This window comes from Klebsiella sp. GG_Kp175, from assembly GCF_040062325.1.
In the GTDB taxonomy this organism is placed as follows: Bacteria; Pseudomonadota; Gammaproteobacteria; order Enterobacterales; family Enterobacteriaceae; genus Klebsiella; species Klebsiella quasipneumoniae.
On sequence record NZ_JBEAFX010000007.1, the window covers coordinates 71,946 to 88,070 of the forward strand.

The following is a 16,125-nucleotide window of genomic DNA, read 5'->3' on the forward strand; positions in this document are numbered from 1 at the left end:
CCATGGGAACACCGGCTATTCCCCGACGCCTAGCCTTCACCGCGGGCGCTCAGCAACTGATCAACTGGGGTATCTCTTTTTATATGCCCGGCACCTTTGCCGGAGCTATCGCCGCCGACAAGGGATGGAGCTCGCCGCAGATCTATCTTGGCCTGACGCTTGCGATGCTGATCATGGCGGCGGTCTCCCCGCTGGTCGCCAGGCTGCTGGCTCGCTTTGGCGGACGACTGGTGGTCACCAGCGGAACCTTACTGATAGCCGCCAGTTGCGCGATGATGGCCTGGAGCCCTTCGCTGGTCGGCTGGTACGGCGCCTGGCTGCTGACCGGCGTCGGCATGCGGCTGTCGTTGTATGATGCCCTGTTCGCCGCGGTAGTGAACCTTTACGGCCAGCAGGCGCGGAAAACCATCTCTCAAATCACCCTCGCCGGCGGTCTGGCCTCTGCCCTCTTCTGGCCGCTGGGGGAGGCTTTACTCACCGTGATGTCCTGGCAGGATGCCCTGCGGGTCTATGCGCTGTTTGGCCTGCTGAGCGCATGGCTGAGTTATCAGCTGCCTCGTCAGCGGCTCGGCTCATCGACGAAAGCGAAAGCCCCAACAGCGGATGGCGATCGGCGTAACGGCATACGTTATGCGCTCTTTATTGCGCTGATCACCTTCATCTCCACCGGCACCTCCACCCATCTGCCGGAGTTTATCAGCCACTTTGGCCTGCCGGTTGCCATCGGAATGCTGTGGGGATTTGGCCAGACCGGCGCCCGGCTGGGGGAAGTGCTGGCCGGTCGACGCATCACCCCGCTCGCGCTGACGCGTTTTACCGCGCTCGCCATGCCGCTCTGTTTTCTCCTTGGTGTCAGCAGCACGGCGTATGCCGGGTGCGCAGCCGGGTTTGTGCTCGGCTATGGCGCGATAAATGGGCTGGTGACGATTGTGAAAGCGACGCTGCCGCTGGCGCTGTTTAGCGCAGAAAGCTACGCCAGCCGCACGGGTCTCCTGCTGATCCCCGGGCAACTGATGGCGGCGGCCGCCCCCTTTACCTATGCATGGCTGAACCATCGGCTGGGTATCGTGGGTGGAATGTGGATTTCCACCGGGTTAACGCTGATCGTTGCCGGACTGGCGCTGGCGATGGCGCGATCGGTGGGTAAAACAGAGCCGGACAAGCGTCCAGCCCTCTGCCCGGGGGCAAAACGTGGGCCGGCTGAACATCTGCCGGAACCATAAACGGGTACATTCACCGGGGACACAGGAAACCACCCAGTGATGGATAGCGGTGAGGGATGACGGGATTGAGGCTGGGCATAAATTAAAAAACCCTCTGTAACAACAGAGGGTTTCATTTTATTCAACTAACGCCGGGGATTATTCCCACTCGATCGTTGCTGGCGGCTTACCGCTGATGTCATACACCACGCGGGAGATACCGTTCACTTCATTGATAATGCGGTTAGAGACGCGGCCGAGGAAATCATACGGCAGGTGCGCCCAGTGCGCGGTCATGAAGTCGATGGTTTCCACCGCACGCAGGGAAACCACCCAGTCGTATTTACGGCCATCGCCCATCACGCCGACGGAGCGAACCGGCAGGAATACAGTGAACGCCTGGCTCACTTTGTTGTACAGGTCAGCTTTGTGCAGCTCTTCGATGAAGATAGCGTCCGCGCGACGCAGCAGGTCGCAGTACTCTTTCTTCACTTCGCCCAGCACGCGCACGCCGAGGCCCGGGCCCGGGAACGGATGACGGTAGAGCATATCGTACGGCAGACCCAGCTCCAGACCGATCTTGCGCACTTCGTCTTTGAACAGCTCACGCAGCGGCTCAACCAGCCCCATCTTCATCTCTTTCGGCAGGCCGCCCACGTTGTGGTGAGATTTGATGACGTGCGCTTTACCGGTGGCGGAAGCGGCAGATTCGATAACGTCAGGATAGATGGTGCCCTGCGCCAGCCATTTGACGTCGTCCAGCTTCAGCGCTTCTTCGTCGAACACTTCCACGAAGACGCGGCCGATGATCTTACGTTTCGCTTCCGGATCGCTTTCACCTGCCAGCGCGTCGAGGAAGCGCTGCTCGCCTTCCACGTGAACGATGTTCAGGCCAAAGTGGTCGCCAAACATCTCCATCACCTGCTGGGCTTCGTTCAGACGCAGGAGACCGTTATCCACGAATACGCAGGTCAGGTTTTTGCCGATGGCGCGGTGCAGCAGCATCGCGGTCACCGAAGAGTCCACGCCGCCGGAGAGGCCGAGGATTACTTTGTCATCGCCAACCTGCTGGCGAATACGCTCAACGGCGTCGTCGATGATTTTCGCCGGGGTCCACAGCGCTTCGCACTGGCAGATGTCGCGCACGAAGCGCTCCAGCATACGCATACCCTGACGGGTGTGGGTCACTTCCGGGTGGAACTGCACGCCATAGAAGCGTTTTTCTTCGTTGGCCATAATGGCGAACGGGCAGTTGTCGGTGCTGGCGACGGTGACGAAGTCAGACGGGATGGCGGTGACTTTGTCGCCATGGCTCATCCACACGTCCAGCAACGGTTTGCCGTCCGCGGTCAGGGAGTCTTCGATACCGCGCACCAGCGCGCTGTCGTTAACCACTTCAACCTGCGCGTAGCCAAACTCACGCTCGTTAGAGCCTTCTACATGGCCGCCCAACTGCATCGCCATGGTCTGCATACCGTAGCAGACGCCAAATACCGGCACGCCGGCTTCGAACACATACTGCGGCGCGCGCGGGCTGTTCTCTTCGGTGGTGCTTTCCGGGCCGCCGGAAAGAATGATGCCGCTTGGATTAAATTCGCGGATCTGTGCTTCCGTGACATCCCATGCCCACAGCTCACAGTAGACGCCCAGTTCACGCACGCGACGCGCCACCAGCTGAGTATACTGTGACCCGAAGTCGAGAATGAGAATGCGATGTTTATGAATGTTTTCCGTCATTGACGCTAATTCCGAGGCAAGTGAAACAGAGTAAATAAATCGCCCGACGCAAGGTCGGGCGAAGAAATCAGGAGCCCAGGCGGTAGTTCGGGGACTCTTTGGTGATGGTCACGTCGTGAACGTGGCTTTCCTGGATGCCCGCACCGCTGATGCGTACGAATTCAGCTTTGGTACGCAGCAGGTCAATGGTACCACAGCCGGTCAGCCCCATACAGGAGCGCAGGCCGCCCATCTGCTGGTGAATGATCTCTTTCAGGCGGCCTTTATAGGCCACGCGGCCTTCGATACCTTCCGGCACCAGTTTGTCAGCGGCGTTATCGCTCTGGAAGTAGCGGTCAGAGGAACCTTTCGACATCGCGCCGAGGGAACCCATCCCGCGATAGGATTTGTAAGAGCGCCCCTGATAGAGTTCGATTTCGCCCGGGGATTCTTCGGTACCGGCCAGCATGGAGCCGACCATCACTGCCGCCGCACCGGCCGCGATCGCTTTGGCGATGTCGCCGGAGAAACGGATACCGCCGTCGGCGATAACCGGAATTCCGGTGCCTTCCAGCGCTTCCACCGCGTCGGAAACGGCGGTGATCTGCGGCACGCCTACGCCGGTCACGATACGGGTAGTACAGATGGAGCCCGGGCCAATGCCTACTTTCACCGCACTGCAGCCGGCTTCCGCCAGCGCGCGTGCGCCTGCGCCAGTGGCAACGTTGCCGCCGATGATCTGCAGGTCAGGATATTTCGCGCGCGTTTCACGGATACGCTGCAGAACGCCTTCTGAGTGACCGTGCGAGGAGTCGATCAGCAGAACGTCAACGCCTGCCGCTACCAACGCGTCTACGCGCTCTTCGTTGCCGGCACCAGCGCCGACCGCCGCGCCTACGCGCAGACGGCCCTGCTCATCTTTACAGGCGTTCGGTTTACGTTCCGCTTTCTGGAAGTCTTTTACGGTGATCATCCCGCGCAGGTGGAAGCTCTCATCCACAACCAGCGCTTTCTCAACGCGTTTTTCGTGCATCTTAGCGAAGACCACTTCACGGCTTTCGCCTTCACGCACGGTGACCAGGCGCTCTTTCGGGGTCATATAGACGCTGACCGGCTGGTTCAGATCGGTAACGAAACGCACGTCGCGGCCGGTGATGATGCCGACCAGTTCGTTCTCTTCGGTAACCACCGGGTAGCCGGCGAAGCCGTTACGCTCGGTCAGCTCTTTCACTTCACGCAGGGTGGTGGTCGGCAGAACGGTCTGCGGGTCGGTGACCACGCCGGACTCATGTTTCTTCACGCGGCGAACTTCTTCCGCCTGGCGCTCGATAGACATGTTTTTGTGAATAAAGCCGATGCCGCCTTCCTGTGCCAGGGCAATAGCCAGACGCGCTTCCGTTACGGTATCCATGGCTGCGGAGAGCATAGGAATATTCAGACGAATGGTTTTCGTCAGCTGAGTGCTGAGATCGGCTGTATTCGGCAGAACGGTAGAATGAGCGGGAACGAGGAGGACGTCGTCAAACGTCAGGGCTTCTTTAGCGATACGTAGCATGGGCAATATCTCGACCAGGGTGGATAAATATTGCCGTGGCATTATACAGAGCGTAACCGATTGCATCTACCCTTTTTTGCAAATAATACTTGCCATCCCCTCTGAGCGCGTTACTATCGACTGAATAACCTGCTGATTTAAAGTTTGATCTTGCTCACATGTTACCCTCTCAATCCCCCGCAATTTTTACCGTAAGCCGCCTCAATCAGACGGTGCGTCTGCTGCTTGAGCGCGAAATGGGCCAGGTTTGGATCAGCGGCGAGATCTCTAACTTCAGCCAGCCTTCTTCCGGCCACTGGTACTTCACCTTAAAAGACGATAACGCCCAGGTGCGCTGCGCGATGTTCCGCAACAGCAACCGCCGGGTCACGTTCCGCCCGCAGCACGGGCAGCAGGTGCTGGTTCGCGCCAACATCACCCTGTATGAGCCGCGCGGCGACTACCAGATTATCGTCGAAAGCATGCAGCCCGCCGGCGAAGGGTTATTACAGCAGAAGTATGAGCAGCTCAAAGCGCAGTTAACGGCGGAAGGACTGTTCGAGCAAAAACATAAGCAGGCGCTCCCCTCACCCGCCCACTGCGTCGGCGTCATCACCTCGAAAACCGGTGCGGCGCTGCACGATATTCTCCATGTTCTCAGGCGCCGCGATCCCGGGCTGCCGGTGATCGTCTACCCGACCGCGGTCCAGGGTGACGATGCCCCAGGGCAGATTGTGCGCGCCATCGCGCTGGCCAACGCGCGCCAGGAGTGTGACGTGCTGATTGTCGGGCGCGGCGGCGGTTCGCTGGAGGATCTGTGGAGTTTTAACGATGAGCGGGTGGCGCGCGCTATCTTCGCCAGCCAGATCCCTATCGTCAGCGCCGTCGGCCATGAAACCGACGTCACTATCGCTGACTTTGTTGCCGACCTGCGCGCGCCGACCCCTTCTGCCGCCGCGGAGATCGTCAGCCGCAATCAGCAGGAGCTGCTGCGCCAGCTGCAGGCCGGGCAGCAGCGGCTGGAGATGGCGATGGACTATTTCCTCGCCAGTCGCCAGCGCCGTTTTACCCAGTTGTTCCATCGTCTGCAGCAGCAGCACCCGCAGCTGCGGCTGGCCCGCCAGCAGACCGCTCTGGAACGCCTGCGCCAGCGGATGCGCATCGCCGTGGAATCGCAGCTTAAACGCGCCGATCAGCGGCAAAAGCGCACCGTTCAGCGCCTGAATCACTACAACCCGCAGCCGCGCATCCACCGGGCGCAATCGCGCCTCCAGCAGCTGGAATACCGGCTGGCGGAAACGATGCGTGGCCGCCTCAGCGAGCGGCGTGAACGGTTTGGTCACGCGGTGACCCATCTGGAGGCGGTGAGTCCCTTAGCCACCCTGGCGCGCGGCTATAGCGTCACTTCGGTGAGCGACGGCACGGTACTGAAGCAGACAAAACAGGTCAAAACCGGCGATCTGCTCACCACCCGCCTGAAAGACGGCTGGGTCGAAAGCGAAGTGAGGCAGATTGCGCCGGTGAAAAAAACGCGGGCCAGAAAGCCATCGCCGCCTAAACCAGCGGAATAAATTCCACCCGTTTTTTCGAGATCAGGCCGTGCCCGTGCTGGCAAAAGTAATCCACCGCGCCACACGCCTTCAGCACCTCCAGCGGCTGGTGGCATTCCGGGCAGCGCGCCTCAAGGGCAAATACCCTTTCGCACTGCGCGCAATGCGCGCTGCTGCCTTTGACATCTAACGGCGCGTGGCACAGAGGGCAATCAAGTTCCATAACCATTCCTTTCAATGTTTATCTGCATCTATTTTACCATGTTCCGGGTTTAATGAGGGCCGCGTAATTGCTGCTGCAACCTGAGCAGCCACTCCACTTCCTCAAGCCGACGCCGCGTCAGCCCGGCCACGCTTTCGGGCGCCCGGGTAAACACATTCTCCGCGCCAAGGATCTGCTCTTCGAGACAGTGCGCATAGATCGCTCCGGGCCGGGTCCAGCGCTGGATCTGCTCACCGTCCTGTAGCGTCGCCACCTCGCCATCAGGGGCGCGATTGAGGGCAAGCATTCGCCCGTCCCGCAGCCCTATCCGCATCCCCTTTTGCCCGCCCTCGGGACCAGCATATTTGTTAAGCCAGATATTCAGCGGGATATCGCCCAGGCGTCCCTGCAGATGCGCCTCTCCCTCGGCGGTGAACGTATCCCCATGAGCAATGTCCCGGCCGAGACGGTCTTTCGCCGCCCGGACGGCGAGCTCCAGCGTCACATCGCCTCCGCAGCCGAGCAGGGTTTCACGCAGCATCGCCAGGACATGGGTACCGATATCGAGGATCACGCCGTCGGGATGACGCAGCTGCCGGGTATCCAGCTCGCCGGTGGCAAAGTTGAGCGCGACCGGTTCTCCGGCAGCGTTAAAGCCGCTTGGCTCCTGCAAATAGCCTTCGATCCAGACGATATCCTGCGCTGAAAGGTGCGGCGGCGGCAGGCCGCTGACCTCCTCTTCCGCCTGCCACGGCGGAGCAAGAGCGTTCAGCGCTAACCCACGCGCCATCCAGTGGTCGAGGGCCAGCACGCGACCGGCCTCCCCGGCCGGCGCCAGCAGCGCCCGCAGCCGGGCGGCCTGCTCAAGGTTGGCGACAATCGGTTTCTCCACCACGATGCGGGGAATGGCGCTGGCTAAAGCCCTCTCCAGCACGGGCAGGTGCTGGAGGGATGAGGTGGTGATGAAGAGCGTATCCAGGGGTTCGGCCAGCAGCGCCGACAGCGAACTACGGCGCTGGATCCCCGGCAGCGCTCTGCTGCTGTCCAGATCATAGCCCTGGCAGCTGTCAATACGGTATCCCAGGCGACGCAACGCCGGTAAATAGGCAGTTTCCACCACCGCGCCAAGGCCGATAAAACCAATCTGCATAACAAGTCCACTTTTGAGCCGGTCTGTTCCCGGCGAAGTATCGCGGGATTATGGCGGAAAGTTTTGACTTTTACCGGCGCGGCGGCCACAAAAAACCCGCCGAAGCGGGTTTAATGATTATTTGCTTTTCTTGATGTGCTTGATCAGGCGCTTACGTTTACGCATCTGGTTCGGCGTCAGGGTGTTGCGCTTATTGGCGAACGGGTTTTCCCCTTCCTTGAACTGGATACGGATTGGCGTGCCCATCACGTCCAGGGATTTACGGAAATAGTTCATCAGGTAGCGCTTGTAGGAATCCGGCAGATCCTTCACCTGGTTACCGTGGATCACCACGATAGGCGGGTTGTAGCCCCCGGCGTGGGCATATTTCAGCTTCACGCGTCGGCCGCGAACCAGCGGTGGCTGATGATCTTCCGCCGCCATGTTCATGATCCGGGTCAGCATCGCGGTGCTTACGCGGCGGGTAGCGCTATCGTAGGCTTCACGTACCGATTCAAACAGGTTGCCGACGCCGCTGCCGTGCAGGGCGGAGATGAAGTGCACCCGGGCAAAGTCGATAAAGCCCAGACGATAGTCGAGGGTCTCTTTCACCTGCTCCTTCACTTCCTGGCTCAGACCGTCCCATTTGTTGACGACGATCACCAGGGAGCGACCGCTGTTGAGGATAAAGCCCAGCAGCGACAGATCCTGATCGGAGATGCCTTCACGGGCATCAATCACCAGCAGCACGACGTTGGCGTCTTCAATCGCCTGCAGGGTCTTGATGACCGAGAATTTCTCCACCACGTCAGTAATTTTGCCGCGCTTGCGCACCCCGGCGGTATCGATGAGCACGTATTCGCGCTCGTCACGCTGCATCGGGATGTAAATGCTGTCGCGAGTAGTGCCCGGCATATCGTAAACTACCACGCGATCTTCGCCGAGGATGCGATTGGTGAGCGTCGATTTACCGACGTTGGGACGTCCGACAATCGCCAGTTTGATCGGCAGATCCTGCGGATTGAAGTCATCTTCAGGCTCTTCTTCCGCTTCACCGTTCTGCTCAGCTTCGAATTTTGCCCAGTATTCGGCGTCTTCATCCACCTCCTCCTGCGGATTAACCTCATCTACCCATGGCAGCAGGGCCTGCTCCAGCAGGCTGGTCACGCCGCGGCCGTGCGAAGCGGCAATAGGATAGATATCGCCCAGGCCAAGCGACCAGAAGTCCGCCATCGCCTGGTCGACGTCGATGCCGTCGGTTTTGTTAGCCACCAGGAAGGTGGGCTTTTCACGAGAGCGCAGGTGTTTAGCGATCGCGATGTCCGCCGGCATCAGGCCCGCGCGCGCATCGACCATAAACAGCACCACATCGGCCTCTTCGATTGCCAGCAGCGACTGCTCCGCCATCCGGGTTTCCACGCCCTCTTCCGTACCATCAATACCACCGGTATCGATACAGATGAATTCGCGGCCTTCGACTTCGGCCCGACCGTACTTACGGTCACGAGTCAGCCCCGGGAAATCCGCAACCAGCGCATCACGAGTGCGCGTCAGGCGGTTAAAGAGCGTGGATTTTCCAACGTTAGGGCGCCCGACAAGCGCGACCACAGGTATCATGTTAAATGCCTCATACAATCACTAAGCAACATCGTCATAACGACGTTTTTAAAAAAGTCAAAACGGCCCCTGTCTGCCAGGGGCCGTTTCTTAATCACTCACGACAGCGGTAATTAACGCGTAATCGCGTACAGCGTACCGTCTTTCGCCTGGATCAGCAGTCGACCATCGGCCACAACCGGGTCGGTCAGGAAGCCGGAGCTGTCCACTTTCTGCTGCGCCACAAAATGGCCATCTTCCGGGTTCACCCAGTGCATATAGCCTTCGCTATCGCCGACCACCAGATTGCCATTATACAACACCGGCGCGGTCAGCAAACGGTGCAGCAAATCGCTTTGTGTCCACAGGGTCACGCCGCCATCGGTAGTCAGCGCCAGCAGGCGGTCATTCTGGTCAACCAGATAGATACGGTTGCCATCGACGATGAAATCATTCACCGAACCCAGCTCGCGTTTCCACATAATCTGGCCGCTACGCAGATCCAGCGCGGTCAGGTTACCGTTGTAAGCCAGCGCATAGACAACGCCGTTGACGATAATCGGCGTGGTGTCGACGTCGCTCAGACGGTCGATTTCCGTCGGCCCGGTGGCCGTGGAAATACGCTGCTGCCAAATCATCTGCCCCTGCTGCATCAATACCGCGCTGACGCGGCCATTGTCGCCGCCCACGATCGCCGCGCCGTAGGCGGTGGCCGGAGCGGATTCGCCGCGCAGGGAGAGCGCAGGCATATCCAGATTCACCGTCCATTTCACGGCGCCATCGGTCTCATTCAGCGCCTGCAGCTGGCCGTTACTGGTGTGGACCAGCACCATGCCATCGCTCACCACCGGGCGCGACAGCGCTTCGCCGGCGACGCGGGTTTGCCAGGCCACGGTACCATCGCTGGTATTCAGCGCATACAGCTGCGCTTTTTCACTGCCGATATAAACATGGCCGCCCGAGACGGTCACACCGCCGGAAAGCAGCGCTGGGGTACGCGAGAACCAGCCATCTTTCTCCGCCAGATTCACCGACCATACCTCTTTACCGTCATCGGCGTTCAGCGCTTTGACGGTGCCTTTACGGTCAGCGGCATAAACCACGCCGTCGGCGAAGGCCGGATGAAGGTTAGAGTAAAATTCGCCGATACCATCGCCAACCGAGGTGCTCCAGGACGTGGACGGCGTAAACTGGTTTTCTACCGTCGGCAGCGGTGACATTTTCACCACATCTTCTTCGCTATTAAACAGCGAACACCCGCTCAGCAAGGTAACGGAAAGCAGCCCTGGCAACAGTAATTTACGCAATTGCATCGAGTCCCTCTCAGATGGACAAATTATTCATTTTCATACGCATCATTTCGCTGAGCGCAGGAGAAGCATCGCTTTTCACGCCAGCTTCCCACGCCGCACGGGCCCCTTGCTTATCGCCTTTGCTCAACAGAATTTCGCCGCGCAAATCAGCCACAATAGCGGTCCAGCCTTCACCTTTAATGCTGTCGAGGGTTTTCAGCGCCGCATCAGCCTGCTTCATCTGCAGTTGAACGCGGGCAAGACGCATACTGATAACCGATTTCAGATTATCATCAGACGCGGCAGCCAGCCCCTGCTGAAGCTGCTTTTCGGCGTTCGGCAGATCGTTCTGTTCAACAAAATGCTGTGCCAGCTCGAGAGAAGCGAAGGCGCCGTAGGTATTTTTATTGTCAGCCGCGAACTTCTCCGCCCCTGACAGCACTTCTGGCGTATTTGATTTCAGCGCGGAAGTCGCCTGTTCGTAAGCCAGCGACGCGTCTCTGGCGGTATCCTGCTGATGGGAGGTCCAGTAGCGCCAGCCAACCAGCGCGCCAATCCCTAAAATCACCCCGACCGCCAGCGCTTTGCCGTTTTCGGCAAAGAAGCGCTTCAGCGCATCGACCTGATCGTTCTCATTGTTAAAAGTTTCCACGCAGTCCTTCTCCTGACTAATAATTCCCGGGAGATTAACCCAGAAGTGTGCGCAAATGCGCGGCAACGCTCTCCTGCGTTACGGTAGTTTGCTCACCTGAGCGTAAATCCTTCACTACCACGTTTCCGTCAGCGATCTCTGACTCACCCAGCACCAGTGCGACGCGTGCGCCCCACTTATCAGCGCGGGCGAACTGCTTCTTAAAGTTGCCGCCGCCGTGGTTGGTCATCAGTTTCACGCCGGGTAGCGCATCGCGAACCTGCTCAGCCAGACGCATGGCGGCGGACTGAGTATCGGTTCCGGAGGCTACCAGGTATATATCGACAACAGGATCGGCTTTAAATTCCGGATTCACTGCCTGGACCAGTAAAACAAGACGTTCCAGACCCATGGCGAAGCCCACGCCCGGGGTGGCACGACCGCCAAGCTGCTCAACCAGACCGTCGTAACGGCCGCCGGCACAGACGGTGCCCTGGGAACCGAGACTGGTGGTCACCCACTCAAACACGGTGCGGTTATAGTAGTCGAGACCGCGCACCAGGCGCTGGTTGACGGTATAGCGGATCCCGGCATCGTCAAGCAACGCGCACAGGCCGGCAAAGTGGGCTTTCGACTCTTCGTCGAGATAATCGCCGAGCGCCGGCGCGTCGTTCAGCAGCGCCTGCACGTCCGGGTTTTTGGAGTCCAGCACCCGCAGCGGGTTGGTATACATCCGGCGTTTGCTGTCTTCATCAAGCTTATCGGTAAACTGCTCGAGATAAGCCACCAGCGCGTCGCGGTAGTTGGCGCGGGCTTCCAGCGAACCGATGGAGTTCAGCTCAAGGCTGACGTGATCGGAGATGCCCAGCTCACGCCACCAGCGCGCGGTCAGCATGATCAGCTCCGCATCAATGTCCGGCCCCTGCAGGCCGAAAACTTCGGCGCCGATCTGATGGAACTGGCGGTAACGGCCTTTCTGCGGACGCTCGTGGCGGAACATCGGCCCGACGTACCACAGACGCTGTTCTTGATTGTACAGCAGACCATGTTCGATGCCGGCTCGTACGCAGCCCGCCGTCCCTTCCGGACGCAGCGTCAGGCTGTCGCCGTTGCGGTCCTCAAAGGTGTACATCTCTTTTTCAACCACGTCGGTCACTTCGCCGATCGCGCGTTTGAATAACGGGGTCTGCTCTACAATCGGCAAACGGATTTCGCTGTAACCGTAGCTACCGAGCACCTGCTTCAGTGAGCCTTCAATGCGCTGCCAGAGAGCGGTTTCGCCCGGCAGATAATCGTTCATGCCACGGATGGCTTGAATGTTCTTTGCCACGTTTATTCTCTTTATATATACAAAAATGAACCCCGGCGCCTCGCGCCCGCAGGTTCAATCATACACGGGAAGCGTATCGCTTCCCAACACGTTATTTTGCTTCAAGCTGTTGAACGTCAATCCGACGGGCTTCATCGAGCATCGAGGCTTTGGCGCGGATCCGCGCTTCAAGCTGGTCGATCATGTCGTTGTTGTCCAGGCGATCTTTACGCACGCCGTCTTCATACAGGCCGCTTTTCTTGTTGCCGCCGGTCACCCCGAGGGTGGAAACCAGCGCTTCGCCCGGGCCGTTCACCACGCAGCCGATGATCGAAACATCCATCGGGGTGATGATATCTTCCAGACGTTGCTCCAGGGCGTTCACCGTACCGATAACGTCAAACTCCTGACGCGAACAGGTCGGGCAGGCGATGAAGTTAATACCGCGGGAACGGATACGCAGCGATTTGAGGATATCGAAGCCAACCTTGATCTCCTCCACTGGATCCGCCGCCAGCGAGACGCGCAGCGTATCGCCGATCCCTTCGGACAACAGCAGCCCAAGACCGATCGCCGATTTCACCGCGCCGCTGCGCGCACCGCCCGCTTCGGTGATCCCGAGGTGCAGCGGCTGATCGATCTGTTTCGCCAGCAGGCGATAAGACTCTACCGCCAGGAAGACGTCAGAGGCTTTAACGCTGACTTTAAACTGATCGAAGTTAAGGCGATCGAGATGATCAACGTGGCGCATGGCAGATTCGAGCAGCGCCTGCGGCGTCGGCTCGCCATATTTTTCCTGCAGATCTTTTTCCAGCGAGCCGGCGTTGACGCCAATGCGGATCGGGATGTTTTTATCCCGTGCGCAATCTACGACCATGCGGATGCGCTCTTCGTTGCCGATGTTGCCTGGGTTGATACGCAGGCAGTCGACGCCATATTCTGCGACTTTCAGCGCAATACGGTAGTCAAAGTGGATATCGGCGACCAGCGGGACGTTGACCTGCTGTTTGATCAATTTGAACGCCTCAGCGGCGTCCATCGTCGGAACAGAGACGCGGACAATATCCGCGCCTACGCGCTCTAACGCTTTGATTTGATTTACGGTCGCAGCCACATCAGTGGTGCGCGTATTGGTCATTGACTGAACGGCGATGGGGGCCCCATCGCCAATTGGCACATTACCAACGTAAATACGTTTAGATTTTCTACGTTGAATCGGAGCCTGGTTATGCATGAAAAATCTCCCGCGTTACCCGTCTGTTACTGCGCCGGTGATGATTCGGCATTAAGGGTCAGACGCGCAACCTGGTTAGTTCTGATAAAACGACTTAAATCGACAGGCTTGCCCAGATACTGGATCTCTACCGCAGCCGGGGCGCCAATTTTCAGCTTATACGGCGCCTGACCGCTCAGGTTCAGATTTCCGCCTTTACGCTGCAGGCCGCTGAACAATTTTTTGCCGGTAGCATCGCTCACTTCCAGCCAGCAGTCGGCGGAAAAGTTCATCACCAGATCCTGCGCCGATGCCGCCGGGTTCGTCACGTTCGCCTGATCGGTCGGCAATGGCGTGGCCGGGGTAGCCGGCGCCGTCGGGGCTGCGCCTGCGGTATCGACATTGGCCTGGGAAGGCGCGACAACGGCGTTATTGTCCGCTGGCGTCTGAGCCGGTGCGCTGGTGGTCGGGGCGCTGGCGGTATCGGTTGGCGCGCTGTTCGCAGCGCTATCGGCGGTCGGGGCTGCCGGGGCGCTGGTATCCAGCGGCACGCTCTGGCTACTGGTGTCGCCGCTGTTCAGCTCAGCGGAAGACTGATCGGCCATGGTGGAGATCTCTTCCTGCTGCGCCTTATGGTCTTGCCACCACCAGGCGCCGCTCAGGCCGATAACCACAAACAGCACCAGCCAGGTGAAGCTCATCAGCCAGCCGTCGCGTTTTTTGCGACGTTTACCTAAAGAGAAGCTCTGCATTGGCGCGACTTTCGCCGCACGGATGGGCGCTTGCTTGGCCATCATCGGCAGCAGCTCGTCTTCTGGAATATGTACGAGGCGAGCATAGGAGCGGATGTACCCGCGCAGGAAGGTGGAAGCGAGGTCGGCAGGCGCCTTATCGTCTTCAATATCACGAACCGTGGACACCTTCAGGCATAAGCGTTCTGCCACCGCTTGCTGGCTAAGTCCGAGTTGTTCGCGGGCGTGACGCAGACGCGCGCCCGTGGTGTTTGCTTCTTGATGATCTTGAGTGGCTTCAGTATTCATTCGCTACAACTACTGGTACGTGAAATTTAAAGTTCAGCGCGGGAAAAAGCCGGCGCCGCGAGACATCTGTGGTACGTCAGCCTCACAGTATAGGACTGTCAGCCGCGCGATCACAGAGACGAATCAAAATTGAATGCTAAGCGGTTGTTGTGCCGCTACATACTGCCTCAAAGTCGACAAAAACGCACCGTAATTATTAACCGAATCAGCGTATTTCGCCTGGCTATAGGTCATAAATATGGCCCGTGCCGCCTGCGCTGCACGGGCCATCATTTGTCAGACCGCTTTTACGTCAATCGCTTCGCCCTGCATCCGCTTACGCAGCGTGCGCTTGGTTCGGTCGATAACATCGCCCGCCAGCTGACCGCAGGCGGCGTCGATATCGTCGCCGCGCGTTTTACGCACGATGGTCGTAAAGCCGTACTCCATCAGGACTTTGGAGAAACGGTCGATGCGGCTGTTAGAGCTGCGGCCATACGGCGCGCCCGGGAACGGGTTCCATGGGATCAGGTTGATCTTACACGGCGTATCTTTCAGCAACGCCGCCAGTTCGTGGGCGTGCTCGGTGCCGTCGTTGACATGATCCAGCATCACGTACTCGATGGTCACCCGGCCCTGGTTGGCGTTGGACTTCGAAATATAGCCGCGCACCGAGTTGAGGAAGGTCTCGATGTTGTACTTTTTGTTGATCGGGACGATTTCGTCACGAATGGTATCGTTCGGCGCGTGCAGGGAGATCGCCAGCGCGACGTCGATCATATCGCCGAGTTTATCCAGCGCCGGCACCACGCCGGAAGTCGACAGGGTGACGCGACGTTTGGAGAGGCCAAAGCCGAAATCGTCGAGCATGATTTCCATCGCCGGAACGACGTTGTTGAGGTTCAGCAGCGGCTCGCCCATGCCCATCATCACCACGTTGGTGATCGGACGTACGCCGGTGGTCTTCACCGCGCCGACGATTTTCGCCGCGCGCCAGACCTGGCCGATAATTTCGGAAACCCGCAGGTTGCGGTTAAAGCCCTGCTGGGCGGTGGAGCAGAATTTACACTCCAGCGCGCAGCCTACCTGGGAGGAGACGCACAGGGTGGCGCGGTCTTCTTCCGGGATATAGACGGTCTCGACGCGCTGATCGCCAACGGCAATCGCCCATTTGATGGTCCCGTCGGTTGAGCGTTGTTCTTCAACTACTTCCGGGGCGCGGATCTCCGCCACTTCTTTCAGTTTACTGCGCAGGACTTTGTTGATGTCAGTCATCTCATCAAAGTCGTCGCAGCAGTAGTGATACATCCATTTCATCACCTGATCGGCGCGGAAAGGCTTCTCGCCCATGTTTTTGAAAAACTCGCGCATCTGCTGACGGTTTAAATCCAGCAGGTTGATTTTGGCATCTTTGTTCGGCACCGTCAGAGCGGCGGTATCAGGCGTGACAATTTGTTCAGACATAATGTTTTCCGGCCTCGTTATTACACGTTATGGCCCCAGGTGGGTTGAAAAAGAAACGCCCCGGAGAGCGACAGCTCGTCCAGGGGCGCTATATTCTACAAATTCTGGCGCATCATTGCCACGTTTGCACAAAGCAATGATAAAAAATCTGTAACTGACTGCTCAATCCTCTAAGGCTTTTCGATTGTCGCAAGGCGGCAAGCAAGTGACAAATTCGTCGGGAACGAATTTGACCAGCCGTAGGCTGGCCTCCGGTGAGAGGCAGGAG

The 16,125-nt window shown here is 58.7% G+C and carries 13 protein-coding genes; 2 read left to right on the forward strand and 11 right to left on the reverse strand.

Going from position 1 to position 16,125, the window contains the following annotated elements; genetic code table 11:
* Nucleotides 1–2: 2 nt before the first annotated feature.
* The gene (locus tag ABLU73_RS13540) at nucleotides 3–1,223 is read left to right on the forward strand and encodes an MFS transporter (protein WP_004201907.1); all 1,221 of its coding nucleotides are present in this window, start codon (nucleotides 3–5) and stop codon (nucleotides 1,221–1,223) included.
* Nucleotides 1,224–1,361: 138 nt separating this feature from the next.
* On the opposite strand, the gene guaA is transcribed toward ABLU73_RS13540, so the two are convergent.
* Both guaA and guaB read right to left on the reverse strand, forming a co-directional pair.
* On the reverse strand, nucleotides 1,362–2,939 hold the full coding sequence (guaA, locus tag ABLU73_RS13545) for a glutamine-hydrolyzing GMP synthase (RefSeq protein WP_004201905.1): 1,578 nt from the start codon (nucleotides 2,937–2,939) through the stop codon (nucleotides 1,362–1,364).
* A gap of 67 nt (nucleotides 2,940–3,006) precedes the next feature.
* Entirely contained in the window at nucleotides 3,007–4,473 is a 1,467-nt protein-coding gene (gene guaB / locus ABLU73_RS13550) for an IMP dehydrogenase (RefSeq protein WP_004151980.1), read from the reverse strand.
* Nucleotides 4,474–4,631: 158 nt separating this feature from the next.
* Between guaB and xseA the strand changes: the two genes are divergently transcribed.
* Complete coding sequence (gene xseA / locus ABLU73_RS13555; RefSeq protein ID WP_064183419.1) at nucleotides 4,632–6,023, forward strand: exodeoxyribonuclease VII large subunit; 1,392 nt, start codon at nucleotides 4,632–4,634, stop codon at nucleotides 6,021–6,023.
* On the opposite strand, the gene ABLU73_RS13560 is transcribed toward xseA, so the two are convergent.
* From ABLU73_RS13560 to ABLU73_RS13600, 9 genes are all read right to left on the reverse strand, one after another.
* Nucleotides 6,007–6,225 carry a zinc ribbon domain-containing protein gene (locus ABLU73_RS13560; RefSeq protein ID WP_004201901.1) on the reverse strand — a complete coding sequence of 73 codons (219 nt, stop codon included), beginning with the start codon at nucleotides 6,223–6,225 and terminating at the stop codon, nucleotides 6,007–6,009. The two genes, xseA and ABLU73_RS13560, sit on opposite strands and share 17 nt — an antisense overlap.
* Before the next feature lie 49 nt (nucleotides 6,226–6,274).
* Nucleotides 6,275–7,354, reverse strand: coding sequence for a Gfo/Idh/MocA family oxidoreductase (locus ABLU73_RS13565; protein WP_264924709.1), 1,080 nt, complete (start codon nucleotides 7,352–7,354; stop codon nucleotides 6,275–6,277).
* 117 nt (nucleotides 7,355–7,471) lie between these two features.
* Entirely contained in the window at nucleotides 7,472–8,950 is a 1,479-nt protein-coding gene (gene der, locus ABLU73_RS13570; RefSeq protein ID WP_004144309.1) for a ribosome biogenesis GTPase Der, read from the reverse strand.
* A 113-nt stretch (nucleotides 8,951–9,063) separates the two neighbouring features.
* Nucleotides 9,064–10,242 carry an outer membrane protein assembly factor BamB gene (gene bamB / locus ABLU73_RS13575; RefSeq protein WP_004201895.1) on the reverse strand — a complete coding sequence of 393 codons (1,179 nt, stop codon included), beginning with the start codon at nucleotides 10,240–10,242 and terminating at the stop codon, nucleotides 9,064–9,066.
* A 10-nt stretch (nucleotides 10,243–10,252) separates the two neighbouring features.
* Nucleotides 10,253–10,873 (reverse strand): YfgM family protein, encoded by a 621-nt coding sequence (locus ABLU73_RS13580; RefSeq protein ID WP_004201892.1) that lies wholly within the window; start codon nucleotides 10,871–10,873, stop codon nucleotides 10,253–10,255.
* A gap of 34 nt (nucleotides 10,874–10,907) precedes the next feature.
* A complete protein-coding gene (hisS, locus tag ABLU73_RS13585; protein WP_004201891.1) occupies nucleotides 10,908–12,182 on the reverse strand; it encodes a histidine--tRNA ligase in 1,275 nt (424 codons plus the stop codon).
* A 91-nt stretch (nucleotides 12,183–12,273) separates the two neighbouring features.
* Nucleotides 12,274–13,395: a flavodoxin-dependent (E)-4-hydroxy-3-methylbut-2-enyl-diphosphate synthase gene (ispG, locus tag ABLU73_RS13590; protein WP_004201890.1), complete on the reverse strand. Its 1,122-nt coding sequence runs from the start codon at nucleotides 13,393–13,395 to the stop codon at nucleotides 12,274–12,276.
* A gap of 26 nt (nucleotides 13,396–13,421) precedes the next feature.
* On the reverse strand, nucleotides 13,422–14,414 hold the full coding sequence (rodZ, locus tag ABLU73_RS13595) for a cytoskeleton protein RodZ (protein WP_004201889.1): 993 nt from the start codon (nucleotides 14,412–14,414) through the stop codon (nucleotides 13,422–13,424).
* Between the two features lie 276 nt (nucleotides 14,415–14,690).
* Nucleotides 14,691–15,857 carry a bifunctional tRNA (adenosine(37)-C2)-methyltransferase TrmG/ribosomal RNA large subunit methyltransferase RlmN gene (locus ABLU73_RS13600; RefSeq protein WP_002913894.1) on the reverse strand — a complete coding sequence of 389 codons (1,167 nt, stop codon included), beginning with the start codon at nucleotides 15,855–15,857 and terminating at the stop codon, nucleotides 14,691–14,693.
* Nucleotides 15,858–16,125: the final 268 nt, after the last annotated feature.